This is a genomic window from Paenibacillus taihuensis (assembly GCF_003386535.1).
In the GTDB taxonomy this organism is placed as follows: domain Bacteria; phylum Bacillota; class Bacilli; order Paenibacillales; family Paenibacillaceae; genus Paenibacillus_Z; species Paenibacillus_Z taihuensis.
Window position 1 is genome coordinate 143,040 of sequence record NZ_QTTN01000004.1, and the last position, 24,445, is coordinate 167,484.

The 24,445-nt window shown below is 44.2% G+C and carries 25 protein-coding genes and 1 pseudogene; 6 read left to right on the forward strand and 20 right to left on the reverse strand.

The features are described 5' to 3' along the window. Nucleotides 1-160: 160 nt before the first annotated feature. Both A8990_RS05265 and A8990_RS05270 read left to right on the forward strand, forming a co-directional pair. Complete coding sequence (locus A8990_RS05265; RefSeq protein ID WP_116187972.1) at nt 161-1,081, forward strand: ABC transporter ATP-binding protein; 921 nt, start codon at nt 161-163, stop codon at nt 1,079-1,081. Further along, nucleotides 1,074-2,027, forward strand: coding sequence for an ABC transporter permease (locus A8990_RS05270; RefSeq protein ID WP_116187973.1), 954 nt, complete (start codon nt 1,074-1,076; stop codon nt 2,025-2,027). The genes A8990_RS05265 and A8990_RS05270 overlap by 8 nt, the downstream gene beginning before the upstream one ends. Before the next feature lie 64 nt (nt 2,028-2,091). Here the strand turns inward: A8990_RS05270 and A8990_RS05275 are convergent, their stop codons facing one another. Next, nucleotides 2,092-3,006, reverse strand: a complete 915-nt coding sequence (locus A8990_RS05275) for an aldo/keto reductase (protein ID WP_116187974.1) — start codon at nt 3,004-3,006, stop codon at nt 2,092-2,094. Nucleotides 3,007-3,245: 239 nt separating this feature from the next. On the opposite strand from A8990_RS05275, the pseudogene pdxR reads away from it, so the two are divergent. Further along, nucleotides 3,246-4,691: pseudogene (gene pdxR / locus A8990_RS05280) on the forward strand (MocR-like pyridoxine biosynthesis transcription factor PdxR). 178 nt (nt 4,692-4,869) lie between these two features. Here the strand turns inward: pdxR and A8990_RS32455 are convergent. The 7 genes from A8990_RS32455 to A8990_RS05310 form a co-directional block, all read right to left on the reverse strand. Beyond that, complete coding sequence (locus A8990_RS32455; RefSeq protein WP_281272483.1) at nt 4,870-5,001, reverse strand: hypothetical protein; 132 nt, start codon at nt 4,999-5,001, stop codon at nt 4,870-4,872. Between the two features lie 199 nt (nt 5,002-5,200). Continuing rightward, entirely contained in the window at nt 5,201-5,674 is a 474-nt protein-coding gene (locus A8990_RS05285) for a nuclear transport factor 2 family protein (protein WP_116187975.1), read from the reverse strand. 191 nt (nt 5,675-5,865) lie between these two features. Continuing rightward, entirely contained in the window at nt 5,866-6,222 is a 357-nt protein-coding gene (locus A8990_RS05290) for a nuclear transport factor 2 family protein (protein ID WP_181909411.1), read from the reverse strand. Nucleotides 6,223-6,358: 136 nt separating this feature from the next. After that, complete coding sequence (locus tag A8990_RS05295) at nt 6,359-7,450, reverse strand: GerAB/ArcD/ProY family transporter (RefSeq protein WP_181909412.1); 1,092 nt, start codon at nt 7,448-7,450, stop codon at nt 6,359-6,361. Nucleotides 7,451-7,709: 259 nt separating this feature from the next. Next, entirely contained in the window at nt 7,710-8,924 is a 1,215-nt protein-coding gene (locus A8990_RS05300; protein ID WP_116187978.1) for a Ger(x)C family spore germination protein, read from the reverse strand. Then, complete coding sequence (locus A8990_RS05305; protein ID WP_116187979.1) at nt 8,875-10,362, reverse strand: spore germination protein; 1,488 nt, start codon at nt 10,360-10,362, stop codon at nt 8,875-8,877. The genes A8990_RS05300 and A8990_RS05305 overlap by 50 nt, the downstream gene beginning before the upstream one ends. A gap of 135 nt (nt 10,363-10,497) precedes the next feature. After that, complete coding sequence (locus A8990_RS05310; RefSeq protein ID WP_116187980.1) at nt 10,498-10,830, reverse strand: thioredoxin family protein; 333 nt, start codon at nt 10,828-10,830, stop codon at nt 10,498-10,500. Nucleotides 10,831-11,100: 270 nt separating this feature from the next. On the opposite strand from A8990_RS05310, the gene A8990_RS05315 reads away from it, so the two are divergent. Continuing rightward, nucleotides 11,101-11,448, forward strand: coding sequence for a putative quinol monooxygenase (locus A8990_RS05315; RefSeq protein ID WP_116187981.1), 348 nt, complete (start codon nt 11,101-11,103; stop codon nt 11,446-11,448). 96 nt (nt 11,449-11,544) lie between these two features. On the opposite strand, the gene A8990_RS05320 is transcribed toward A8990_RS05315, so the two are convergent. From A8990_RS05320 to A8990_RS05340, 5 genes are all read right to left on the reverse strand, one after another. Beyond that, a complete protein-coding gene (locus A8990_RS05320) occupies nt 11,545-12,378 on the reverse strand; it encodes a sulfite exporter TauE/SafE family protein (RefSeq protein ID WP_245995847.1) in 834 nt (277 codons plus the stop codon). A gap of 117 nt (nt 12,379-12,495) precedes the next feature. Beyond that, the gene (locus A8990_RS05325) at nt 12,496-13,221 is read right to left on the reverse strand and encodes a pirin family protein (RefSeq protein ID WP_116187982.1); all 726 of its coding nucleotides are present in this window, start codon (nt 13,219-13,221) and stop codon (nt 12,496-12,498) included. Nucleotides 13,222-13,359: 138 nt separating this feature from the next. Next, nucleotides 13,360-14,106 carry an SDR family NAD(P)-dependent oxidoreductase gene (locus A8990_RS05330; protein ID WP_116187983.1) on the reverse strand — a complete coding sequence of 249 codons (747 nt, stop codon included), beginning with the start codon at nt 14,104-14,106 and terminating at the stop codon, nt 13,360-13,362. Between the two features lie 53 nt (nt 14,107-14,159). Beyond that, complete coding sequence (locus tag A8990_RS05335) at nt 14,160-14,846, reverse strand: Crp/Fnr family transcriptional regulator (protein ID WP_245995848.1); 687 nt, start codon at nt 14,844-14,846, stop codon at nt 14,160-14,162. Between the two features lie 151 nt (nt 14,847-14,997). After that, complete coding sequence (locus tag A8990_RS05340; RefSeq protein WP_116187984.1) at nt 14,998-15,699, reverse strand: Crp/Fnr family transcriptional regulator; 702 nt, start codon at nt 15,697-15,699, stop codon at nt 14,998-15,000. A gap of 246 nt (nt 15,700-15,945) precedes the next feature. On the opposite strand from A8990_RS05340, the gene A8990_RS05345 reads away from it, so the two are divergent. Further along, nucleotides 15,946-16,908 carry an SLAC1 anion channel family protein gene (locus tag A8990_RS05345; RefSeq protein WP_116188064.1) on the forward strand — a complete coding sequence of 321 codons (963 nt, stop codon included), beginning with the start codon at nt 15,946-15,948 and terminating at the stop codon, nt 16,906-16,908. On the opposite strand, the gene A8990_RS05350 is transcribed toward A8990_RS05345, so the two are convergent. Together A8990_RS05350 and A8990_RS05355 are read right to left on the reverse strand one after the other, a co-directional pair. Then, nucleotides 16,897-18,456: a glycine betaine ABC transporter substrate-binding protein gene (locus A8990_RS05350; RefSeq protein ID WP_116187985.1), complete on the reverse strand. Its 1,560-nt coding sequence runs from the start codon at nt 18,454-18,456 to the stop codon at nt 16,897-16,899. The two genes, A8990_RS05345 and A8990_RS05350, sit on opposite strands and share 12 nt — an antisense overlap. Nucleotides 18,457-18,469: 13 nt before the next feature. Next, on the reverse strand, nt 18,470-19,579 hold the full coding sequence (locus A8990_RS05355) for a betaine/proline/choline family ABC transporter ATP-binding protein (RefSeq protein ID WP_116187986.1): 1,110 nt from the start codon (nt 19,577-19,579) through the stop codon (nt 18,470-18,472). Between the two features lie 165 nt (nt 19,580-19,744). Here A8990_RS05355 and trxB point away from each other — a divergent pair, with 165 nt between their 5' ends. Next, nucleotides 19,745-20,698, forward strand: coding sequence for a thioredoxin-disulfide reductase (gene trxB / locus A8990_RS05360; protein WP_116187987.1), 954 nt, complete (start codon nt 19,745-19,747; stop codon nt 20,696-20,698). A 73-nt stretch (nt 20,699-20,771) separates the two neighbouring features. Here trxB and A8990_RS05365 read toward each other — a convergent pair whose 3' ends face one another. The 5 genes from A8990_RS05365 to A8990_RS05385 form a co-directional block, all read right to left on the reverse strand. Then, nucleotides 20,772-21,455 carry an NAD(P)H-dependent oxidoreductase gene (locus A8990_RS05365; protein WP_116187988.1) on the reverse strand — a complete coding sequence of 228 codons (684 nt, stop codon included), beginning with the start codon at nt 21,453-21,455 and terminating at the stop codon, nt 20,772-20,774. A gap of 22 nt (nt 21,456-21,477) precedes the next feature. Next, complete coding sequence (locus A8990_RS05370; RefSeq protein ID WP_116187989.1) at nt 21,478-22,116, reverse strand: NAD(P)H-dependent oxidoreductase; 639 nt, start codon at nt 22,114-22,116, stop codon at nt 21,478-21,480. Between the two features lie 209 nt (nt 22,117-22,325). After that, nucleotides 22,326-23,189: an alpha/beta fold hydrolase gene (locus tag A8990_RS05375; RefSeq protein ID WP_116187990.1), complete on the reverse strand. Its 864-nt coding sequence runs from the start codon at nt 23,187-23,189 to the stop codon at nt 22,326-22,328. A gap of 177 nt (nt 23,190-23,366) precedes the next feature. Continuing rightward, entirely contained in the window at nt 23,367-23,702 is a 336-nt protein-coding gene (locus tag A8990_RS05380) for a hypothetical protein (RefSeq protein ID WP_116187991.1), read from the reverse strand. A gap of 12 nt (nt 23,703-23,714) precedes the next feature. Continuing rightward, nucleotides 23,715-24,440, reverse strand: coding sequence for a pirin family protein (locus tag A8990_RS05385; RefSeq protein WP_116187992.1), 726 nt, complete (start codon nt 24,438-24,440; stop codon nt 23,715-23,717). Nucleotides 24,441-24,445 lie beyond the last annotated feature (5 nt).

The following is a 24,445-nucleotide window of genomic DNA, read 5'->3' on the forward strand; positions in this document are numbered from 1 at the left end:
AGCCGGGGGAAAACCTCATCTGCGGACGGTGTTTCCTGGTATGGAGTTTCGATATAGTTCTAGTAGTAGAAAAACACCAGATTATGCTTCCGATGCGAGTTTTCGCTTACAGGAAGACCAATCAGGAAGTAACGCAAAAACGCTGAGGAGGATTCACCACATGTCTGAAGCCGTGCTTTCGCTTCGCAATTTGACCAAAACGATCGGCAGACGCAATATTGTCGACAATCTCACCTTCGATATCCCCGCAGGTGAAGTATTCGGATTTCTGGGCCCGAACGGCGCAGGCAAAACAACGACCATCCGGATGATCGTCGGATTGATCTCTATGACGAAAGGAGAAGCGATCATCAAAGGCGTCTCCGTCCGCAGCCATTTTGAACTTGCGATGACCCATGTCGGCGCTATCGTCGAAAATCCGGAAATGTATAAATTTTTGACCGGCTACCAGAACCTTGTTCATTTCGCGCGCCGCCACAATGGCGTCACGAAAGCGCGGATCGATGAGGTCGTTGCATTGCTCGGTCTGCAGAACCGGATCCACGAGAAAGTGAAACGCTATTCCCTCGGCATGCGCCAGCGGCTGGGCGTCGCCCAAGCGATTCTGCATCGCCCGTCCCTGCTCATTCTCGACGAACCGACGAATGGCCTGGATCCTGCAGGTATTCGTGAGCTGCGGGATTACTTGCGTAAACTGACCAAGGAAGAAGGCATCTCCGTCATCGTCTCCTCCCACCTACTGTCCGAGATGGAGCTCATGTGCGACCGGGTCGCCATTATTCAGTCCGGCAAGCTCGTGGATATCCGTTCCTTGCAGGAAACCCGGGATACCGCGCAATCGAAAATCGTCATTGAGACCGGCGACATGCATGCCGCCCAGCGTCTGCTTGCTTCGGCATTCGATTCTGCTCTCTTGTCCATGTCTAACGGCCAGCTTGAACTGGCAGCGGAGAAGTCCGTCATTCCGCATATCACGAAGCTGCTCGTCAGCGCGGATATCGACGTCCTCGGCATTCATGCCGTTCAGAAATCGCTGGAAGAACAATTTCTCGAAATAACAGGAGGTGAGATGGTTGTCTAGTCTGTCAAAACTCACTAAAAATGAAAACATGAAAATTTACCGCCGGCCTCGCACTTGGCTGATGATCGGTTTCCTCCTCCTCGCCGTCGGGCTGATGAGCTTTCTGCTGAAATGGGATGAGAAAGGGCACGATCAGACCGATTGGAAACAAAACCTGACGCAGCAGAACGTTCACATGCAGAAACAGCTGCAGGAGAACAAAGATCTGGACGCCGATGATAAAACGCGGATTAACGACACGATTAAGCTTAACGAGTATTATCTGGACCACGATCTTGATCCAAGCGAGCTCTCGCTCTGGAGCTACGTGAACATCTCCGCAAGCCTCATTATTCTGGTTACGATTCTGACGGTCATCATTGCCGCTGACATGATTGCCGCCGAATTCTCTTGGGGGACAATCAAGCTGCTGCTCGTCGGCCCTGCATCGCGAACCAAAATTATGCTTAGCAAATATATCGCCACGTTTAGCTTCGCATTGCTGCTGCTGCTGATTTGCTTCGCGACTGCCTTTGCTGCGGGAGGCATACTTGAAGGTTTCAATGGGTTGACCCAGCCGCATGTGACGATCACGGACGGCGTCATTCACGAAGGCTCGATGATCGTGAACGCGCTGCAGAAATACGCTTACTCCATCGTATCGCTATTCATGTACGTCACAATGGCTTTCATGATCTCATCCGCGTTCCGAAGCTCTTCGATGGCGATCGCCTTCTCGCTTCTGTTCATGCTGGTCGGCAATTCGCTTTCCGGGATTCTGCGGGGCTACGATTGGGTCAAATACTTGCTCTTCTCGAACATCGATCTCACTCAGTACCTGGAAGGATCTGCACCGTTGCGGCCGGAGATGACCATGTCCTTCTCCATTCTGATGCTGCTCGCTTATTATGTGGTCTTCCAGTTGCTGGCATGGCTTCTGTTCACGAAGCGCGACGTGGCCGCTTAATGCAAAAAACGGGACTGTCCCCTGCGTCATCCTAATGACGAAGGGCAGTCCCGTTTTTTTATAGTTATCGATGTTGTTCATATTGATTAAATCGGGTTATCACCCGCAACTGGGTAATTTCGTCTTCTGTAAGGGGGAGGGCTTCAGATGCACCTATGTTGTCTAATAATTGTTGTAGCGAGCTAGCCCCAGGGATAGCCACGGCAACCGAAGGATGTGATAAGGAATATCGAATAGCAAGCTGACTTATATTCCGATTGCTTAAATTGGCAATCTCTTGCAATGTAGGATGAAGAGAGCGGAGTGATTCAGCTGTGTAATTCAAATATCCATTCAGAAGTCGACCTTGTCCTTCGGCCGACAGAATTCCTTTCGCTACTGGACCGCGAGCTATCATGCTTACTGTATGTTCCGCAAGCCAAGGTAGAATGGATTCTTCAGGCCGCCGGTCTAACATGCTATATTGACTCATAACACTGACAATCGATGAGCGGCATGTATATTCGCGAATCACATTCGGCCGAATGGAAGAGATGCCATAAAAGCGAATAACCCCTTCCCGCTTCAATTGTTCAAAGGCTTCAATTGTCTCGTCGAAGGGGTCATTCATCGTACCGCCGTGCAATTGATATAGATCAATATAGTCGGTACGAAGCCGCTTCAAGCTCCCTTTCACTGCCTCTAGTATATATGCTTTGGAAGCATCCCATACCCAGCCATCTCGACCTGGAAATCGACGGTTCCCCACCTTCGTGGCTAGAATAACGTCTTCTCGGCGCCGACCCTGAATAGCTGCACCTACGATTTCTTCGTTCAATCCCTCATCGTACAAATCTGACGTATCTAAAAAATTCACGCCGTATTCGAGTGCTGCATGAATGATCTCGCTTGCCTTTCTTTGATCTGTTCCTATCGACATGCATCCTAAACCAACCTCGCCAACCATAAGCTCAGAATTGCCTAATCGATTCCGCTTCATAGTTTCTATACCTCCACATCAAATAATGGTTACATACAGACCGATTTATTTGTAACTCCGCCATCTGTAAGAAGAGACTTGTTAATTATCATTATAGCAGAGGGAATTTCAATCGATATGTTCAAAATTCTCGAAATAGCCAAACGATTGTCACGTTTTCGTGAGCGAAATCTTTAATTTCGTAAAATGGTGGTATGATAAAATCTGAAATGCTTGTACTTTTTAAGAGGTGAGTAACCATGTGGATGCCCGATCGTAAAAGCAAAGTGTCTATATACGAACAGATTGCCGATCACTTGGAACAACGGATCGGATACGGTGAATTTCCACCAGGCAGCTTACTTCCATCGGAAAGAAAATTAGCTGAGCAATTGGGGGTCAATCGGAGTACCGTTATATTAGCCTTTGATGTTCTTCGATCATTGGGGATCATCGAAAGCAGAACCGGCAGCGGGACTCGTGTGAGTACCTCCATGTGGGGGGCTACGCCTAAACATACCCCGAATTGGAGCAGGTATGCCGAAGGGGGGAACTTTCTCCCCAATTTGCCGTTTCTGCGAAAAATAAGAGATGCGCTATCGCAAAACCCGTCGCTGATCGATTTTGCAAGCGCAGAGCTATCCCGGGATCTGGCTCCGACGCAAGAGATTGCGAAGCTAATGAGCGAGCATCCATATACCTCATACTTGGGTTACGATAATCCGCAGGGATATCTGCCTCTTCGAGAACATCTCGTGTCCTATCTTGAAAAATATAGGGGAATCCGTACCACTGAATCATCTATTCTTATTACATCCGGTTAGCAGCAGTCCCTATATTTAATTACACAATGTTTATTATCACCAGGCGATGCGGTAGCCATAGAGGATCCATCCTATTGCTATTCACTGCCGATGTTCCAATCGGCGGGGTTGCGGTTATTCCGACTTCCTGTTGATGCTTACGGAGTCAATCCTGGAGAACTCCGTTCTTTATATAAAAAACACCGCATTAAGATGGTCTTTCTGAATCCTAACTTCCAAAACCCAACGGGGACAGTTCTTAAGAAAGAACGCCGTAAAGAGTTACTCGAAGTCGCTAGCGAATTAGGTTTGCCTATTGTAGAAGATGATCCGTTCAGTTTAACGGCGTATGAGGGAACGCCTCCGTCAGCTCTTAAATCCATCGATACGATCGGTTCCATCCTATATATTGGTTCCTTTTCCAAAATAGCTGCTTCAGGCCTGCGAGTCGGTTGGATGGTTGCCCCCAATCGTATCATCACGAGGCTAGCCGATGCTAGACAACAGATGGATTTCGGATTAAGCGTGATTCCTCAACAAATCGCTGCGCAATTTTTAAAATCTTCTTATTTTGAACCCCATTTAGAACGTTTGCGCATGGAGCTTAGATTCAAACGAGACTTGGTAGTAGATGCTCTAAATAGAGAACTCCCTGGCTTGCTTGATTTCTCCATCCCCAACGGGGGATTGCATTTATGGTGTAAGCTCGTGCCGAAAATTCACGACGGGAAGCTGCTAGAGGAAGCGATCAGACGAGGAGTTATCTTTGTTCCCGGTAGCGTCTATGGCTCGGCTTCCGGTTTCGTTAGGTTTACCTTTGCCAGAGCCCCAGTAGCTGAAATTACCGAAGGCATCAAGTTATTCGCCGAAGCGGTTCTGGATTCGTGGGTTGGTTCAGATTAATACGAAAAGGTTGGCCTATTAACAGCCAACCTTTCAATTTCGCGTATTTAGTAACGACCAGTTCTATCCATGTATTCTATACTTCCGATTAACAATCCAACGCCACCTAATGCGGCGAACGTAAGAATTGCAATACTAATAATATCAAACAATGCTGAATCCTCCATTCTTGTCAAAATTATAAAAACTTATCACTGCTGCTATCTTCCCATCTTCTCGAGTAAGCTTTGTTCGTAACCCAGATTGTAATCCAAGTCAATACGATTGCAATTAGAGCGGCGGCAATCCATACACCAACTGGTACCTCCATAATTTGATCCCCTCCAGATAATAAACGTTTTATGATGGTATCGTATACTTGTTAAAAGCGTTTGTAACCGTCCAATTGGTTGGCTGAGAGACCATCCATTTTGGACAAGATTAAAAGCATAAAAAAGACCCTCTGAAGATTTCAGAGGGCATAGATCAAAGTGGCAATTAGAATGCCGAGTGCTTGATATTTATAGCATTCAGTGAGAGTTTCTGTGCTGTGCAATGGATTCTTGAACCTTTTTCGCCCACTCTACTCGCGGAGCATCCTCACCCTTGAAATCAGGGTCTTGGTACACATTTACCCGTTTAATGAGATCGCCGTCAAATTCGAAAACGTTACAGAAGCGACCATGCGAATACGCGTTACTTGGAAAAGCCTCACCGGAATTTGTGGTGCCTTTTACTTGTCCCTCAACGACTACATAATCACCGCTTGGCATAATATTAAAGTTCTTGATGTCGTGTTCCATATGAGCGACATCTAGAGCCCCGAATCCTTGAGCAAGAATGACAATTTCATCTTTGCCTTGTACTATACCTACCTTCGGGAAAAAAATTATAGCATCATCTTTAAAAAGTGCCATTAAGCGCGGATCCCCTACTTCAACATAGCGGAAGTAATTCACTGCCGATTCAATACGTTTTTCCTGCAATTCAATTTGGTTCATCATAGTAGCTCCTCTTGAAATTTTATTTTATTGTGATGATCCGGTACCGGATGAACAAATCATAACGCTTGATGAATTTTTCGACCGTAATCTAGATTACTAAACGGGATGAGCAGCCGAAGGAAATTGATTCCTAGGTTTCTATCAAGTCAGTTCAATTTAACATCTAGGTTTTCCCCAATACCAATCCATTATCAAGACAGTTGGTCGATGTAAATATACATCGTTTGAATCTTATCCCCTTCAAAGAGCATAAAGTCTTCACCTGTTACCAATGGAGATTCTTCAGACTTACCGTACGACCAGTGGAGTCGGACCGCATGATGATGGAAATCGTAAGATTCTATGCGAAATACGGATTCAGGAAATTGATTTTGTACGTTATCGATTAAGTCCATTAGCCTGCTGTGCCCTTGGAAAGGCTCTTGAAAAAGCGGATCGTAAATTAAGCAATTCTCCGCATAAACTTCATCAATAGTTGCTCTTCTCTTTTCCCGGTCGGTTTCGCTCCAGACCGAATACATATGTTTTTCAATTATGGCTTGATTCATGTTCATTCCCTTTCTTACGTATTATTTAAGAAGCAATTTAAGCCAATTGCTCCATTAAACTTTTTAAATCTCAGCTTCAACTCAGTTTATTACAAAAACCGCATAGTTAGCTGTAAGGTATATTACATTGTCCCCTTCATAAGGACTTCACTTCTCTTCTCCTCTTAATCAATGTCAATACCAGTAATATGACCGGAAAGGCAACACAGGGCAGTAATGAGGAAAGCGGATAAATCTTTATGCCGTACGTAAAGTGATCTGCAGTGCGAATATAACTTTTTGAAGTATGCACGAAGCATAGGAGCCCTATTGCTACCACAAACGGTTTCATCTTTGAAATGCCGAAAACATGGCCTGCGACAAGCGTAAACACATATTGCATGATCACTATATAGACCAAGGTAAGGACCGTCCATAGACCGACCAATAGTACTTCAATCCGCTCTAGATACTCTCCAAACTTTACCATTTGAATCATCGAAAAGAACGGATACGTCGAAGTCTGCACATAGTTAAATCCCACAGAGCTTAAAGTCAAATAGGAAATCATAATTAAATAAATACTAGTCATCAATATTGCGATTGCGCAGGAAGGGAAAATTTTCTTCATATTTTCAACTCTCGACATAAGAAATCCAAACGTAATCACTTGCGAGAAGGTAAAGGTAAATAAATGTATGCTTCCGACCACCCTATTCGGCAACGAACTCTTGAGTTGAGGTAAAAAAGGATTGGTTTGGATTTCCGGAATGATAAACAAGCACGTGACAAGAAAACCGAGTAAAAAGAACGGTAAGATAGCCAGGTTTGTACGCGCTAAAGTGCCAAGGCCGATGTACACAGCATAGGTCGAACAAGCCGTGTACAAAAATATTAGATAATCCGAACTCGTATTTGGCAAAATTACCGTCGTATAAAACATGGATACCGCCCTGAAACCACCTGATTCGGTTTCCAAGTTATTGAGCAGATATACACAGAGCAGCACTTTGCTGAACCATCTTCCCAGCAACTTATCGCAAATCTCGGTCAAATTAAGGTTCGGAAACTGACGTTGAACAAACGAAATAATCCAGAGCAACCCTATCCCGGCTGCAGTATTGAAAAGGTTCGCGATCCATACATCCTGTTTCATCAGCTTGGATTCGGTTAAAAACATGCTCTCGAAACCGGCGATAAATCCGAATAGTAAGAACCCTAATTGAAAATGAGTTATTTTCTCTTTCACAATCAATTGACCCACCTTTTCACTTATTAAAACTCAACAGATCATTAAAGATGTACCGGGATAGCGGAGTATATAAGCCGTTGTACAGCTTTTCGACCGTTGGCCACCTTTTCCCGATGTATGGAGCGTTATAGCCCGCAATGAAACAGCAAAGAAGTAGCATAATTACAGCATCGGAAATCTTTCCTCGTTTACGCAGAAGGACAAAATATACAACGCCATAACAAAGGGAGCCAACAAAAATAGATATATTAAATATTTACGACTCCTCCTTTATGAATGTAGTCATGCCGGATTTTTCGAACAGAACGGTGACGTGAACTTGGATCGGAATCATGGGGTAAAGAGTCTCCCAATCCTTTTGCATTGTTTTCCATGCTTTCGAGTGATACTGACTGTAATAATCGGAGAATCCAAGAACATCTATTTTCAATTTTTTTTGAAAAAACGCCAAACTCTTCTTTATTTTCTTCTCCAAATGAATGGAGGCCGCTTGCTCCATTTGTAAAATAACCCTCGAATCACCGACATCGGAATCTTTGTTTACATCCTCCACAGAAGCAATGTATTTCAGATACACACTCATTTTGGGTCTTCCATTCTGAATATCGCCATGGATTTCTAAATCCTTTTCATGGAATAATGCTGAAAATACCGAACCGTTCTTCGAATGAATGACATCATTGAATTCAATATCTTTCCATACTTTCTTTTTCGATAACGAATTAAGAATCAATACGTCGTTACCATCCACCCATCCTGCAAATTTCTGTTTGTATATAACTGCCCCCCCGGTTACAGTGAGAAACTCTTTTTTATTTGTCTCTGATGATTTTGTCTTTATTCTTCCTGCCACGAACCCCCGAGTAGGATTCTCGAATAAATCCACAAAATCTTTAATCGTTAACGCTACATCTTGACCGGACAGTTTATTATTACGGACTTGACCCAGCAAGTCGTTGGATAACATATCACCGGACTCCGTACCGAGCTTAAGTTTATCGGAAGCTTGCCCTTGCACGATGATTGGATATGCCGTAAGCCGAAATTCTCTTTTCCTCGACAGGTAGTCCATCACCTCAAAAAGCGAATGTTTTGCCGCGCTCTCGCTGATAATAAAAAATTTATTATGCTGGAAGATTAAATTCTTCCCGACTCGTGACCGCATTTTTCTTGCAGCATCTAATGGCGTTTTACCTGTAGCGCTTGAAACCCATTGGGTGAGTGCCGAAGTCTTTTCCTGGCTTGTATTTGAGGGCATGACGCAAAAGGCGCTAAACGAATATTTATTCGTTACTACATCGTAATCGATTGCGGCTGCTGTAACCAAAGCAATATCGCTGATTTCGTTTACGTCTGGCGAGCAACCTGTTATCGAAAGCAAGCATAGTGCAGCTAAAAAAAAGCTTACCGCTCTTTTTTGACTAATCCCATTCCTTCCCGTGAAAATAATGAGATTGTCTATTGGGTACATCGAGTTCGCTCCTTTCGCGTTTCAATCTTGCTCTGTATCTGACTGGGGGCAAGAAGATTTTTTTTATTGAATCCTTATAACCTTCTGAACCGATCGGATCAAGATACAGAACGCCACAAAACCGTAGGGAGCAAACGTGGAAAATGACAATAAACATTCCTATGGATAATCCGAACATCCCAGTAAGCGACGTCAGGAACATTAACGGGAAACGCAACAAGCGAAGTGCGATAGCCGTACTGTAGTAAGGGATTGTAAATGAAGCAATTCCAGTCATCGCAACGACAATTACCATTGGACGAGAAACGATCCCGGATTGAACGGCTGCTTCTCCGATGATTAGCGCTCCTACGATACTGACGGATTGTCCCATAATGCGAGGCAGACGCATACTCGCTTCCCGCAGCACCTCGAAAGCGACCTCCATAATCAAAGCTTCAATGAACGTCGGGAAAGGAATCCCCGACTTAGCGGATAGAAACGTCATTAACAACGGCGTCGGAATCATCTCAAGATGGAACGTAGTCAATGCGATGTAGAATGAAGGACCGATTAATGAAACAATCAATGTAATTAGTCGGATAATGCGCAAAAAATTAGCAAAGTAAAACCGTTCAAATTGGTCCTCGCTGGGATGCAGCATTTCAAAAAACGTGCTCGGGGTAATAAGGGCACACGGAGTGCCATCCGTCATGATGACAATTTTGCCTCTATTCATCGCCGTGACGACGCGATCAGGTCTTTCCGTATTCAGTACTTGCGGGAATGGCGAAAAAGTGCTGTCTTGTATCCATTCTTCGATCTGCATGCTGTCATCCAGCACGTCTAATTGAATGGCATCCATTCGTCGATTGAGCTCGTTCAACACTTTGGGATCGGTTCTGTCGTCAAGATAGAGAAGCATCACTTTCGTTTGGCTGTCTTTCCCGATGACAAACGATTTCGCTTTCAATTGCGGCGACTTTATCCGACGCAGCACCATGCCCAAGTTTTTTTGCAAGTCCTCGGTGAAGGCTTCGCGCGGGCCACGAATGTTAAGTTCAACCTGCGGTTCGTCTATGGACCTCGTCTCGAAGCCCGGCAATTTCATGGCATAAGCCTCGACATGCCCATCGATGATCAATACGAAATTGGCATCAGCAAGATGGTTTATGATTTCTTTGATCTCTGAGAGAATCGTGACGTCGCCAAGTGTATGCAGCGAATCCAATAAGACTTGTCCAGCGGGTCCACTGTTTTCCCGTAAATCCATATTCATTTTTCGAATGATGAATTGGTTTAATCTTTTTTCATCCACAAGAGAATTCAAATAGATGATCACGGCTTTATCGTTGGCATTTGATTTACCTATATTTTGGAACGTGAACAATTCGTTCCCGGTATAGAGGCGCTTTAGCTCTTGCAAATTTGCGCTGGCTGACGCATGCAAAGATTCCATTTACCATTCTCCCCTTCTCTTCCCCCCAGTATGTCCTTAATATGGAATATGATTCGCCGCTGAGACAGTGAGAAAACACAAAAACCTGTTCAGTTAAACGAACAGGTTCTTCATCAAAACCATTGAAGGATGAGATCAGCACGTATCTCCAATTCCTGAATGGCGGAGGATGGTCTGCTTCAGATTTTCTTTATTTTGAAAGCCGTGTAGTGTTTCAACTTGGTATCCGTCCTTTAATAGCATGAAAGCCGGAGTGTTCATTACGCCATATGTCGAGGCAAGTTCTCCTTCTTGTTCAATATCAACTTGAACAAGTGTTGCCTGATGTTTTACTTCATCGGCTAGCTCTTCTAAGATAGGAAGCTGTTGTTGGCAAGTTTCACATTCGGATTTAAAAAAGCCCACCAGTGTAATTCCATGATCGATTTGAGCTTGGAAATTTTCTTTGATTAACGGAAATACCTTCATCAGATCTCCTCCTGTAATGATGCTAGTGACCCTCATGAATCAGCTTGCAATGCAATTTATACAATTCTCAATTCCTTCCGGATATATACGGTCCCTGTTGGAAGGTTCTGAATAATTCAAATGGGCTGGAGGAAATTCTAAAACGGATGTTGTGGAACTTTGCCAAAGCTGATTTGTAATTTAGCATACAGACCATTCGTAAAGTTCCCGATATAATCTGAAGTATTCCCGGGAAACAAACCAAAATGAACTCTAAAGGAGTAATTATTTATGAACGCAAAAGAACAAAGCGTCATTATTGCACGCTTTCAATTAAAGCCGAACTCTGACAAACAAGCCTTTTTTGATAATCTAAAGCCACTGTTTGACACCATGTCGAAAGAACCGACGTTTGTAAATGGAATTGTTCATGAGAATGTCGATAACCCGGATGAAATTGTCTTTTATGAAATTTGGAACTGTTCGAAAGAGACTTGGCTGGCAGAAGAGGAATCGAAGGCTTATCGTCAAGGTCCTTATACGAAGGCAGCAGAGTTTTTATTGGGAAGAGAGCTTAGCTTCTACACACCGACAGCTGAGTGGGGAACTTCCATTACTGTAGGCAAGCATTTTTCTTGAAACAGAGAAATGAAGTTCGTTGAATAATTAACACAATCCCCTTCAGCACATGTTGAGTTTACAAAGAACTCACCATGAACTGGAGGGGATTGTTTTTTATGTAAGAATCATCCTCACTGCGAACAGCAACAAAGTGCCGCACATGATGCGAATCAGCAGCACGCTGCTGATTCGTCGAGAGATGCGTGCCCCGATCCAGCCACCAAGCAGCGCTCCTGGGGCCAGAGACAATACGAGCAGCCAATCCCATTCACCGCGGATCAGATGCATGCCGCTGCCGAACAAAGCCGAGACGAAGATAACCGCCATCGAAGTTGCGGTAGCCATATGCGGCGGGAAGCGGAACAAAAGTAGCATGGTGGGAATGAGTAAAATACCGCCACCGATGCCGAGCAATCCGGCAATCAAGCCGACTGCCCCGCCAATGATCAGTGCCGGTAACACGTTATAACCATATTCTTGCTCCACACCAGCGGCATCTGTGTATTTCCGCACATTGCGCCAGTTACCTTTATATGGTTTGATTCGTTTTCGAAACAGAATTAAAATGACCATGAAAAGCATGAAATATCCGAAGGCTCGCCGGAATATTACTGGATCGAACAGTGAGGTCAGGCTAGCACCTAATACGGATAATGGACCGCTCGAGAACGAGAAGAATAGCGCACTGCGAAGGTCGACTTTGCCCTCCTTCACAAAAGTTAGCGTTGATGTAAACGATGTAAACACGAGCGCACCGAGCGATACGCCAACTGCCAGTGACGTGTCTATGTTCTTACCGAGCATGGATGGGCCGAGCAGGAGCAACGCGGGCACGATTACAACCCCCCCGCCTAAACCCACAATGGCACCAAATGTCGAAGCGATTAAACCAAGCATGAACATCACTAGCAGCGCAGGGACATCCCACGACATTATCAATGGATACACTTACTTGCACCTCGTATAACGCTAAATTTTTTAACGATTGTCCGTTTTTGGTTTCCCCTCAAGTCGTACAGAATCCATTATAGTGAACGCAGTGTAGCTTTATACCCGCTTAGCGCATCAGGGCAAGTCAATCAACATAAAAAACGTTTCAGCCGCTTCGTGTTCACCTTCAATTTTCAACTTCGTTTCATTCACAATGCGCGCGGAATCCCGTTTGTATAATATCGCTCCCTCTTTTATCTCGTTAGATAAGGATAATCGTCCCTCGATAACGAACAAAAATACTCTTCTTCCTTCTTCTTGTTTGAACGTTATTGTCGAGCCTTGTTTCAGCTTGCTTAAATAAACCGTCATATTCTGGTGTAATTTAGCGACAGTGTTTTTCATTGCATTGCTGGATGCAATCGGCAACAAACGACCTGAGAGCGCGTCAACTTCAAAACTCGTCGCCTCATAGGAAGGTGCAAGACCTCTTTGTTCAGGTTCAAACCATAGTTGAAGGAATGTTACATCATCGGTTTCAGATGGATTATGTTCCATATGTACGACCCCAGTGCCAGCAGACATGCGTTGTACACTGCCGAAACTCGTATTCATTACATTCCCTAGACTGTCCGCGTGCCGAAGTTTCCCATTAAGGACTATGTATAATATCTCCATGTCGGTACGGGGATTTGGACCAAACCCACGCTTAGGTGTAATGGTGTCATCATTCAAGACATGCATCGGTCCAAAAGATGAATTTTCTTCATCGAAGTCATTCTCGAACGAAAAACGATGACTTCCCCTTAGCCAACCAAGGTTTGATGAGTTTCTAGACTCTTCCTGATACACGCTTATCATTTGTCAACAACTCCTTATTCCTCATTTGAAATTTAGGGAGAGTTTCAGCATCCCAATGAAAATCAGGCAGAGAAATAAATTCCTCTGCCTGATCTGATATTAATCATAATGTTCGGATAACGACTTAAATGATTAAATTTAGATTTGTGCCATGCCGCCATCTACGAAAAGTTCGATGCCATTTACATAGCTGCTCTCCTCCGAGGCCAGAAACATGACGGCGCTCGCGATCTCGTCCGTCTTTCCCACACGGCCCATCGGAACGTTATCCTTGGCGGAAGCAAGGACTTGATCCAGCGCTTCGCCAAACAAATCGTCATAAGCAGGCGTGTGGACCATGCCAGGGCTCAGAACATTTAACCGTATTCCGGTGCCTTTCAAGTCCATGATCCAGTTCCGCGCCATCTGGCGAAGAGCTGCCTTGGATCCTCCGTAGACGCTAAATCCTGCATCGCCGATCGTGCCCGCTGTAGAGCCCGTCAAGATGATCGAGCCAGTACCGTTTGGAAATAGTGGCAGTGCTTTTTGTACGGTAAACAAGGTTCCTTTAACATTAACAGCGAAGGTCAGGCGGTACTGCTCTTCCGTAATATGACCCAAAGGCAGGATACTGCCAAGCCCGGCGTTTGCGAAAAGAAAATCCAGGTGTCCTTTCTCCTGCTTCACGGCATCAAAGAGCTTGTCCAAATCACCCAGATTAGAGATATCACCTTGAATGCCGGTCACTCTCTTCCCAATCCATTTCACGGCCGCATCCAATTCGCTTTGTCGACGTCCAGTAATGAATACATGCGCCCCTTCCTCAACGAAGCGCTGTGCCGTCGCAAGACCGATACCGCTTGTTCCTCCAGTGACGACTGCTACCTTGCCCTCAAATTTACCCATTCTATATTCGCTCCCTTGAAATCAAATGTATTGTCAAATGTGAATTGCAGCAATCAAGTCAATTCTTTCATTGCTTTTTCAATATGAATCATGATCATTTTTCTGCTAGTTTTGAGTATTCCTTCGTTAGATAGTTCCTGTAAGATAAGCGACACTGCTTCTCTCGTAGCACCAATCATATTAGCCAGTTCTTGATGTGTGAGCGGTATATCGATTTTTTGGTATCCATCTTCTTCAACACCAAATTTATTGGAAAGTCTATTGAGAAAGTAAAGTACTTTACCTCGAAGATCTCTAAACACCAGTTTTTCAACCAATTCATCCTGAAGTCGCAATCGCCTGCTTATTTCAGTTAAGAAGGGTAAAGAAAGCTCTGGATATTTAGTTATAAGAAGCTCGAAGTGTTCATTCGGCATTCTATAGAACATTGTTCCTTCCATTGTTTCCACATATGTTCCTTTATTGCCTAATGAAAACGATTCAACTTCGCCAAACACGCCCCCATCGTCAAGAATGCAAACCGTATATTCCTTACCGGCTGGGTTGGTTTTATAGAATCGAACTTTACCGGAAATGATGAAAAATAAACCATTCTTCTCATGGACGGGTGTTTGTATGATGTAGTTTTTCGGCTTCATTATAAGATTTGAATCATTCAAGACCTGATTCATCTCATAAATGATCTCCGCCGAAAGCGATTCGAATAATTTAATTTGAGATATGCTGAACCTCGTTTCCATGCTCCGTTGTATCCCTCCTGTGGTCATCATAGCTCAAAATGCCGAATTTCATCTGTAATTTAGATTACAAACGGTACAATAACTAAAAGCAGCTCCCGCTTTGGAAGCTGCTTTTAGCATTAAATGAGAGCGACTTATTGGCTTTTTTACTTTATGAGTAAGTTAGCTCGAGTATTTCCGCTACTTTCAAGGGCGAGATGGAAATCGATTTTCTCCCCGTTTGAATAATATGGTTCTTCTCAAGCGTCTTCAAAATAACAGAAACCGCCTCGCGAGTAGCGCCTATCATATTCGCTATATCCTGGTGTGTGATCGGCACGTCGATTCTTATATTCCCCTCATCCTCGACTCCGAATCGTTCGGATAGCTTGAATAATAGATGAAGGATGCGCTCTCGGACATCACCAAGGGCTAACTTTTCGAGCATCTCATCCTTATCCTTAAGCACCATACTCAATTCCGATAACATTTTCATAGCAAGCAAAGGCCGTCCAGCGAGGAATTCTTCAAATTTTAGTTTAGGCACCGAACAGATCAATGTTTCATCCATCGTCTCGATGTAATAACCATTCGTTCCAAATGAAAAAGTGTCTATTTCCCCGAAGACGTTCCCTTTACCCAGAATCACCACCGTAAATTGCTTTCCTTCCGGAGTTATTTTATATAAACGCACTTTTCCTTCTTTAATAAAATACAGTCCGTCTTGAGCGGTCTCGGGCTTCTGTATGATAGTCCCTTTAGGAACAGTATCGAAATGTGTCATTGGGGATATATGATCGAGTTCATCTAAGTCATCGGGAGTCAGTACATCAAAAATGCTCATTTTTGATAAGTAATATCGTTTATCTAACATTCTGAGGTGCCCGCCTCCTCCTGCATTCTTAAGGATTGCCACGTTAGTTTTTCCTAAATAATAATCGCTAATCCATTCAACAGTAAACGATTGATGCTTTGTAATGTAGCTTACTGAAACCAACATACAATTCACATTAAACTAGGTTTATTCTCACATCAGCGGTGATTTTGCTGAATATCTTGGGCAAATTACTTAAATATCAGTTTATAAAGGAAAGGGGTATCGCAATTGGGATCAATAGAAATGGAAAAAACAAATCAAAATTCTCTGCAATATTTATCTATCAACTCTTTTGGTTCCGTTATGGGAATACTCGGACTTTCGTTTGCTTGGAGGTTATCCCATAAATTGTTTGGAACCTCACCGTTGATTTCAGAACTAATTGGTTTCTTAGGCATCCTTATATTTGTACTTCTGTGTATACTGTACACGATAAAGTGGGTCAAATATCCCCAGGTTGTTTATTCTGAATTTTCTAACCCTGTAGCCGGTAATTTCTTTGGGGCATTCACTGTAGGAATCCTGCTTCTTTCTTCATTCATTTCATCCTACAGCCAACTTCTTGGCCAAGCATTATGGATTGTAGGTACCTGTTTAACCTTATTATTAAGCTATTTCATGGTGTCTCGTTTATTCAAAGCTAAACAAGATCTGCTTCATGCTGTCCCCGCCATGTTAATTCCGGTTGTGGCTACATTAAATGTGCCAGTTACGTCCGTAACAATGTCGTTTGCATGGGTTCATGAATTGAACATGTTATGTTTTGCAATAGGAGGCATTTCGGCCCTTATTTTCATGACGATTATCATTGCCCGTTTAATACACTACGAACCTATGGCTGCGGCCATGGCACCATCATTGTTGATTTTGATTGCTCCATTTGAAGTCGGCTTTCTGGCCTATGTAGATACGACAAAGTCTATTGATTTGGTTGCCTCCATTTTGTTTTATTTCGGGCTTTTCCTATTCATAGTGCTATTCCCTAAGGCTTCCCATAAATCCATTCCGTTTGGCACAGCCTGGTGGGCATTAAGCTTTCCGATGGCTGCTCTTAGCAGTGCATCTTTAAAATATGCTCTACTTGCAACCAGCGGGCCGTTGAAGGTGCTTTCGGCTTTCATTCTCATCCTGGTTACATTTTTTATTGCTGTTATCTTTATACGAACGATTAAGCACTTGATTAGTGGCACGCTGCTACGGGGTTAACCCCGCGGATTTTAGCCAGTTTTCAGCCACCTCACGTGCTTTCTGGCCTTCTAGATCTACTTTTGCATTTAATTCGGCCATAACCTTGTCGTCGAGTTTACCTGCAAGTTGATTAAGTGTCTGCTCGAGCTCCGGATGAGCTTTCAACGTATCGTCACGAATGATGGGGACAGCATAATAGGGCGGGAAATACTGTTTATCGTCCACCATAACCTTTAAGTGAAATGCCGGTATACGTCCATCTGTGGAGTAGGCGTCATTAACGTCGACCTTTCCATCTCTTACAGCAGCATAAGTTAATCCGGGATCTAATCCCTTTGTCCCTTTGAATTTTATTCCGTATGCAGTCTGCAAGCCTTTGTATCCATCAGGTCTCTCCAGAAATTCTTGCGTCGCTCCAAATACAAGATTTGGAGCATGACGCGATAATTCTGAAATCGTGGAGACGCCGAGTTCTTGTGCTTCTTCGTTTCTCATGGCCAGAGAATAAGTGTTGTTGAACCCTAATGGCTTCAACCAAGTCACTTTGAATTGCTCTTCATAGGCTTGTTTCACTTTCTGATAAGTGAGTTCTGGATTTCCACCGACCGGCTGCTTCATTAGGATCTCCGTCCAACCTGTTCCGGTATATTCAGGATATAGATCAATGTTCCCTCCGATAAGCGCGTTGTGAGTAACCGCCGAGCCTCCCAAATAAGGTTTACGAACGACCTTTAGGTCCGTTTTTGCTTCAATCAACGAAGACATCAATTGGACCAGAATATCCTGCTCTGTGAAAGCTTTTCCGCCTACGACTATGGTATCGGATCCACCAGACTGTCCGAAACGCATCATAATGCCTACTGCAAAAGCTAAAAGCAACAACGAATATAGAGCGATATCAACACTCCTGGCCATCCTCGATTTCCGTTTTCTATTCCTAAGCCCACGAGGTATAATGGTCTTCTCCATTCGTCCTAACAAATAATCGAATAAAAGTGCGATTAAGGCTGCCGGAATCGTGCCCGCCAAGATCAATTCCGTATTGACGGTGGATATGCCACGAAAAATCAAATCTCCGAGTCCCCCAGCTCCAATGAGTGAAGCGAGAGTAGCTACACCAATAATCATGACTGCAGCAGTGCGGATTCCCGCCATGATGACATTCAGCGCTAATGGAAGCTCTACTTTGAACATGACCTGTAAATTGGTCATCCCCATGCCAATGCCAGCTTCCTTAATGGGCGCTTCCACATTCATGACCCCTGTATATGTATTCCTGATTATCGGCAGAACGGCATAAACAGTCAGAGCCACGATGGCTGGAGTAAAGCCAATCCCGAATATGGGAATCATGAAACCCAGTAAAGCTAAACTAGGAATGGTCTGAAAAAGAGATGCTATTCCGATAACTAGAGGAGCCAATTTAGGGGCCCGAGTCAACAACAGTCCTGAAGGAATCGAGATCATAATCGCTATGATTAGCGCGATTAAAGAAATCTGTATATGTTCCAAAGTCGCGTGAAGGATATCTTCTCTACGGTTGATAAACACTTCCCAAATATTCATGGCCGCCTCCGTATTAGAGCTGTTTCAACAATGCATTAATCAAACAAGAATTTGTAATCAACCCAGCCAGTTGTCCGCTGTGATCTGTTACTGGCAGGTTGTGAATTCCGTGCAGCTTCATGAGATCCACGGCTTCGATTACGCCTGTACCGACAGGAACAGTTACAATATTGGCATTCATAATATCCTGCAAGACAAGCTCCTCTTGCCGAAATTGATCTTCAAGCATTTCTTTCGTGACTAAACCCTTAAGCACTCGGTTGTTGTCGATGACAAGCAATCCATTCACATGGTGCTTTCTCATCAGCTTTGCTCCGTATGCCAGACCTCTTGTCAAATAAACAGTTACCGGACTAAGCAGCATTACGTCTTCTACCGATAACTTTGCCGACTTGCTTAAACGCTCTTCACCGATAAAAGTGCGAACGAAATCATTCTCGGGGCGCCTTATGATGTACTCCGGCGTGTCCGCTTGGACGATTTCCCCGTCTTTCATAAGAACGATGCGATCGGCTATTTTCAACGCTTCGTCCATATCGTGTGAAACAAAGACGATCGTCTTCTTTACTTCTTCATTCAAGCGGATAAGTTCATCTTGAAGCTGCTCTCTGCTTATGGGATCGAGTGCGCTGAACGGCTCATCCATCAAAATAATGGATGGTTCCGCCGCCATCGCGCGGATGACGCCTATTCTTTGCTGCTGCCCCCCGCTTAACTCCGACGGATAACGGTTTTTATACAAACTCGGATTAAGACCGACCAGGTCCATCAACTCGTCAGTCCTGCGTTCATAGGCACTCTTATCCATTTTTTTTAATCTTGGGACGATTTCCACGTTATCCTTGATTTTCATATGAGGAAAGAGGCCGATATGCTGGATGACGTATCCGATATTCCTACGGAGTTCAATTGGATTGATTTTCGAGATATCCTGTCCATCAACAAGTATTTTGCCCGAAGTGGGCTCGACCAGTCGATTAATCATCTTCATGGTTGTTGTTTTTCCGCAGCCGCTTGGACCGATCAACGTGACTAACTCGCCTCTTTTTATTTCCAAATTTATTCCTTTCAGCACAAGATTGTTATCTTTGTATTTCTTGACTACGTCTCTGAACTGTATCATTTAAGCACCTCGTATCCTGTTTCTCACGAACAAGTAAACATTTATATTATGTAGTCCAGGACCGAGCATTATCAGTAAATGAATAAGTATAAAACACAAATGAATGATTCATCCTATTTCGGATGGTTTAAATTTGCATTCATGCATGAACGGAGGCGTACAACGATGAATAAAGTCATTATCATTGGTACCGGTCCAGCGGGGCTTACTGCCGCTATTTATTTAGCTCGTGCCAATTTAGATCCGATTATTATCGAAGGTCCGGAACCAGGGGGACAATTGACCACCACCACCGAAGTCGAGAATTTCCCAGGTTTCCCGGAAGGGATTATGGGACCGGATCTCATCGCTAACATGCGTAAACAAGCTGAACGCTTTGGGGCTGCTTTTCGGACGGGTTGGGTGAATCAAGTGGAAATGAGTAATCGCCCCTTTAAAGTAGTGATTGAAGGAGGCGAGGAGCTGCTAGCCGAGTCGATTATTATTTCTACCGGTGCTTCTGCGAAGTATCTGGGGATTCCGGGGGAGCAAGAAAATATCGGACGTGGTGTCAGCACGTGCGCTACCTGCGATGGATTCTTCTTCCGTGGCAAAAAAATAATCGTGGTCGGAGGTGGAGACTCTGCAATGGAGGAAGCCCACTTTCTAACAAAGTTCGCAACGGAGGTTCACCTTGTACATCGCCGTGAGGAGCTCCGAGCATCGAAAATTATGCAAGATCGTGCACGGAATAACAGTAAGATCACATGGGGACTTAATAAAGTACCTTTAGAGGTTATTGCAAGCGAGAGTGGCGTAAAAGGTCTTAAAGTATTGAACAATGCTACGGGGAATGAAGAAGTGATAGAGACAGATGGTGTATTTGTTACCATCGGTCATACACCAAACACGGGATTCTTAAATGGGCAAATCGACATTAATGAGATTGGCTATATTAATGTAAAACCGGGGACTTCCGAGACGAATATCACTGGTGTATTTGCATGCGGCGATGTCCAAGATAGTAAATATCGTCAAGCAATTACTGCTGCAGGAAGCGGATGTATGGCAGCCATGGACTGCGAGAAGTTCCTCGATGGGCATGCCGTTCAAGATTGGAGTCAGACATTATCGGTATGACTGAACATAAACACATAAAGCCTAAAACAAGCCGGATCGATTTTGTCGACCCGGCTTGAATTCATTTCATGCATTAGAACGTCTTCGCAATCTCACGCGCTCTTCGGATTGTTTTGTCTATAATCGTCTTTGCTTGATCCGAAGCTGATGCGGTGCCTTCTACAAAGATCCCTTCCAAGCTTGGAACACCAAGAAATTTCATGATCACGTTCAGGTGGCGATGCCCCATCTCGAAAGCGGCAAAGTCAGATCCAGGCGACAATACGCTTCCGCTGGCTTGAATATGAACCGCTTTTTTGTCTTCTAATAATCCAACCGGACCTTTGCCTGCGACATACTGGAATGTCTTCCCCGCTACGCAGATCGAATCGATATAGGCCTTCAACACGGGCGGAAATGAGAAGTTCCAAATGGGGTTCACAAAAATATATTTATCCACTTCCACAAATTGATCCACGAGTTCGTTTAAACGATTGATTTTGATCTGTTCTGCAGCGGATAATGACTTGCCTTCCCCCGCTTTCTTCCAACCGTTCAATACAACGGCATCGATCTCCGGTATGTTCGATTTATAAAGATCAAGGTGAATGACTTCGTCGTTAGGATTTGCTTTTCTATACGTCTCTATAAACGCAGCGCCAACGGACATGCTATATGAATGCTCTGGATTCTTGGGATGAGCCGTTATATACAACACTTTATGCTTGCGGCCATCGTCTTTATTAGAGCTGAAGATTTTTTTAAGAAGCTGGATCATGTTAACATGACTCCCTCAATAGTTAGAATGTTCTTGCAAGGTTCCAAGCTTGTTGAATGGCATTCTCTTTAATTTGACGAGCTTGATCTGCCGCTGCCGCCATGCCTTCTACGAATATAGCCTCAAAGCTTGGAACGCCAATGAATTTCATAATAACGTCCAGATGACGATGGCCAATTTCAAAATCAGCATAATCGGAGCCTGGAGACAATGCGCTGCCACTAGCTTGAATGTGGATGGCCTTTTTGTTGTCTAGAAGACCCACAGGACCTTTATCCGTATATTTAAATGTTTTTCCAGCAACGCAAATCGAGTCAATGTAGGCTTTCAGTACTGGAGGATACGAGAAGTTCCATGTCGGGTTAACGAATACGTATTTATCTGCTTCTACGAATTGATCAACCAACTCGCCGAGTCGAGCGACCTTCGTTTGTTCCGCGTTCGATAGTTCATTGAATGCCGTCCCGGATCCCAACTTCTCCCAAGCGCTAAATACGTCAGCATCGAGACGCGGGATATCCATTTTGAACAGATCTAGATGAACGATATCGTCGTTTGGATTGGCTGCTTGGTAGGCTTCAAGAAATTGTTTGCCAACCGCCAAGCTATACGAAGCTTCGGTTTCATTCGGATGTGCGGTGATATACAAAACTGTGGACATAATCGTAATCCTTCTTTCAATTTTTATTCGGAATTTACTCCGTTTACGTTTATATCGATAAACGCACTTATTATTTATTAAGCTTCTTACTTTTTGTATGTTACTATAGAATGTTAGTTAACGTCAAATACAATTTATCCCTAATTGCGCAACGCAAAAAAACGGATCGGCTGAACGCCATCCGTTTCATTTGTGTTTAAAAGGGTATGCTAAAATCCGTAAACCCGACAAAAAAATGATTTGATTAATCTAGCAACCGTGAAGCTCTCTTCCTCGAGGACAAAGTGCCCGCCACATAACAGCACGAGTTCGACACATGTTAGTTCCCGTGCGAGCGAATATGCCCCCTCTAAGGTGAATATAAAATCGTTCTTTCCCCAGGCGATCAAGGTCGGTGGCTGATAGGTCCTTAAATACTGCTGCCATCTCGGGTACTGCTCCACGTTATTTCGGTAATCATAGCCTAATGCCAACTGAATCGCGGCATTGCCCGGTCGATCGAGGAAACACTGGTCCATGATATAACCGTCCGGACTAATTCGAAAAAGATCGCATGCGCCATAGGTATATTGTTTCTTGGTGAAATGAACATCGACAAGCGCGGCAAACGCGGCCTTGTTCTCTGGACTTGGATCCGCCCAAAGCGCCTTAAACAAGTCAAATGGTTGCCCAAGCCCTTCAGCATGCGCAACTGCGTTCTGGATCACAAAACCCAATACCCGTTCTGGATGTCGGATAGCGAGCCTGAAACCGACAGGGCCCCCGTAATCATGACAATATAAAATATACTGCGGTATGCAAAGTCCATTAATTAATTGTTCGATTACCAATGAAAGATGTTCAAACGTATATGAGAACTCATCCAATGAGGGCATGCTGCTGTTTCCGTATCCGGGATAGTCTGGTGCAATGACATAATAGCAATCGGCCAATAGCGGTATTAAATCCCGAAACATATGAGAAGAACTCGGAAATCCATGTAGAAGAATAATCGCCGGGTTCCGCGGATTCCCTGCTTCGCGAAAAAAGACTTCGGTCCCTTCGACGTTCATTTTCTTATACTGCACTTCCATGGATATCCGTAGCTCTCCCTCCTTGCAAGTTCAACCGTCTTAGTATGAATATGAACAGAGCATTCATCTGAGACCTAGAATAGCTGTAGATCGTCGCGCAACCTTGATAAACAAAAAAGATGGTTGTCCCGACTTGAGCAACCATCTCTTCCGTTTAAGTCTATTGTTACTCTGGTTCTACTCTAGGAAATTGGAAGGCAAATAACGAATATCGCGACTGCTGCCGATACTTAATACTCTATCGGTCTCATTATAATGAAATTCGCCATCTCCTGAATAAAACCACGTTTTCTGCTGAAGCCCATTGTCAAGCTCGTCAAAAATAAATACATTCAGTTCTTGTCTCCACTTGAGCAATTCAGCAATTTCCATTTCCATTCCCTCTGGAAGAAAAACGGTGATCTGTTTTCTATCGTTATCTTGGGCCGTCACTTTAAATTGAATCTGCGGATTAGCGTCTGTATCTACGAACGTCCGCCCGCCTACAGCATGCTTGATCAAAAATCTGGCCATTATGGCTCCTCCTTAAGGCAAGTCAATCAACATAAAGAACGTTTCATCTGCTCCTTGTGCTCCTTCAAGCTTCAAAACCGTTTCATTCACGATGCGCGCGGAATCCCGTCTGGACAGCAGCGTCTTCGCATCGTTCGTGCCTGCTACCTCGAGCCGCCCTTCAATGACGAATAAGAACACCTTTCTTCCCGGTTGCTGCTTAAATGACAGCGTTGAGCTAGCTTCCAGTTTACTTAGATAAACAGTCATATCCTGATGCAATTTTGCGACCGAATGTTCGACCCGATCGCTGGAAGCGATCGGCAGCAATCGGCCGGTAAGCGAATTCGGATCATAATTCGTCGTCTCATAAGACGGCGCTAACCCTCTTCTTTCCGGCTCGAACCAGAGCTGAAGCAGCGTGACGTCTTCGGTATCCGAAGGATTATGTTCGGTATGCACCACTCCAGTACCAGCAGACATTCGCTGTACCCCTCCGAATTTCGTCACCATTACGTTTCCTAAGCTGTCCTCATGACGGAGAGCTCCATCTAGAACAATGGAAAGAATCTCCATGTCGCTATGCGGATGAGCGCCAAAACCACGTTTAGGTGAAATCGTATCATCGTTCATGACGCGCATCGGGCCAAACGATGTATTCTCCTCATCAAAGTAGTTACCAAATGAAAAGCTATGGCTGCCTTTCAGCCAACCTAGGTCGAAGGAGTGTCTCGACTCCGCCGGGTACAAGTTAATCATGACTT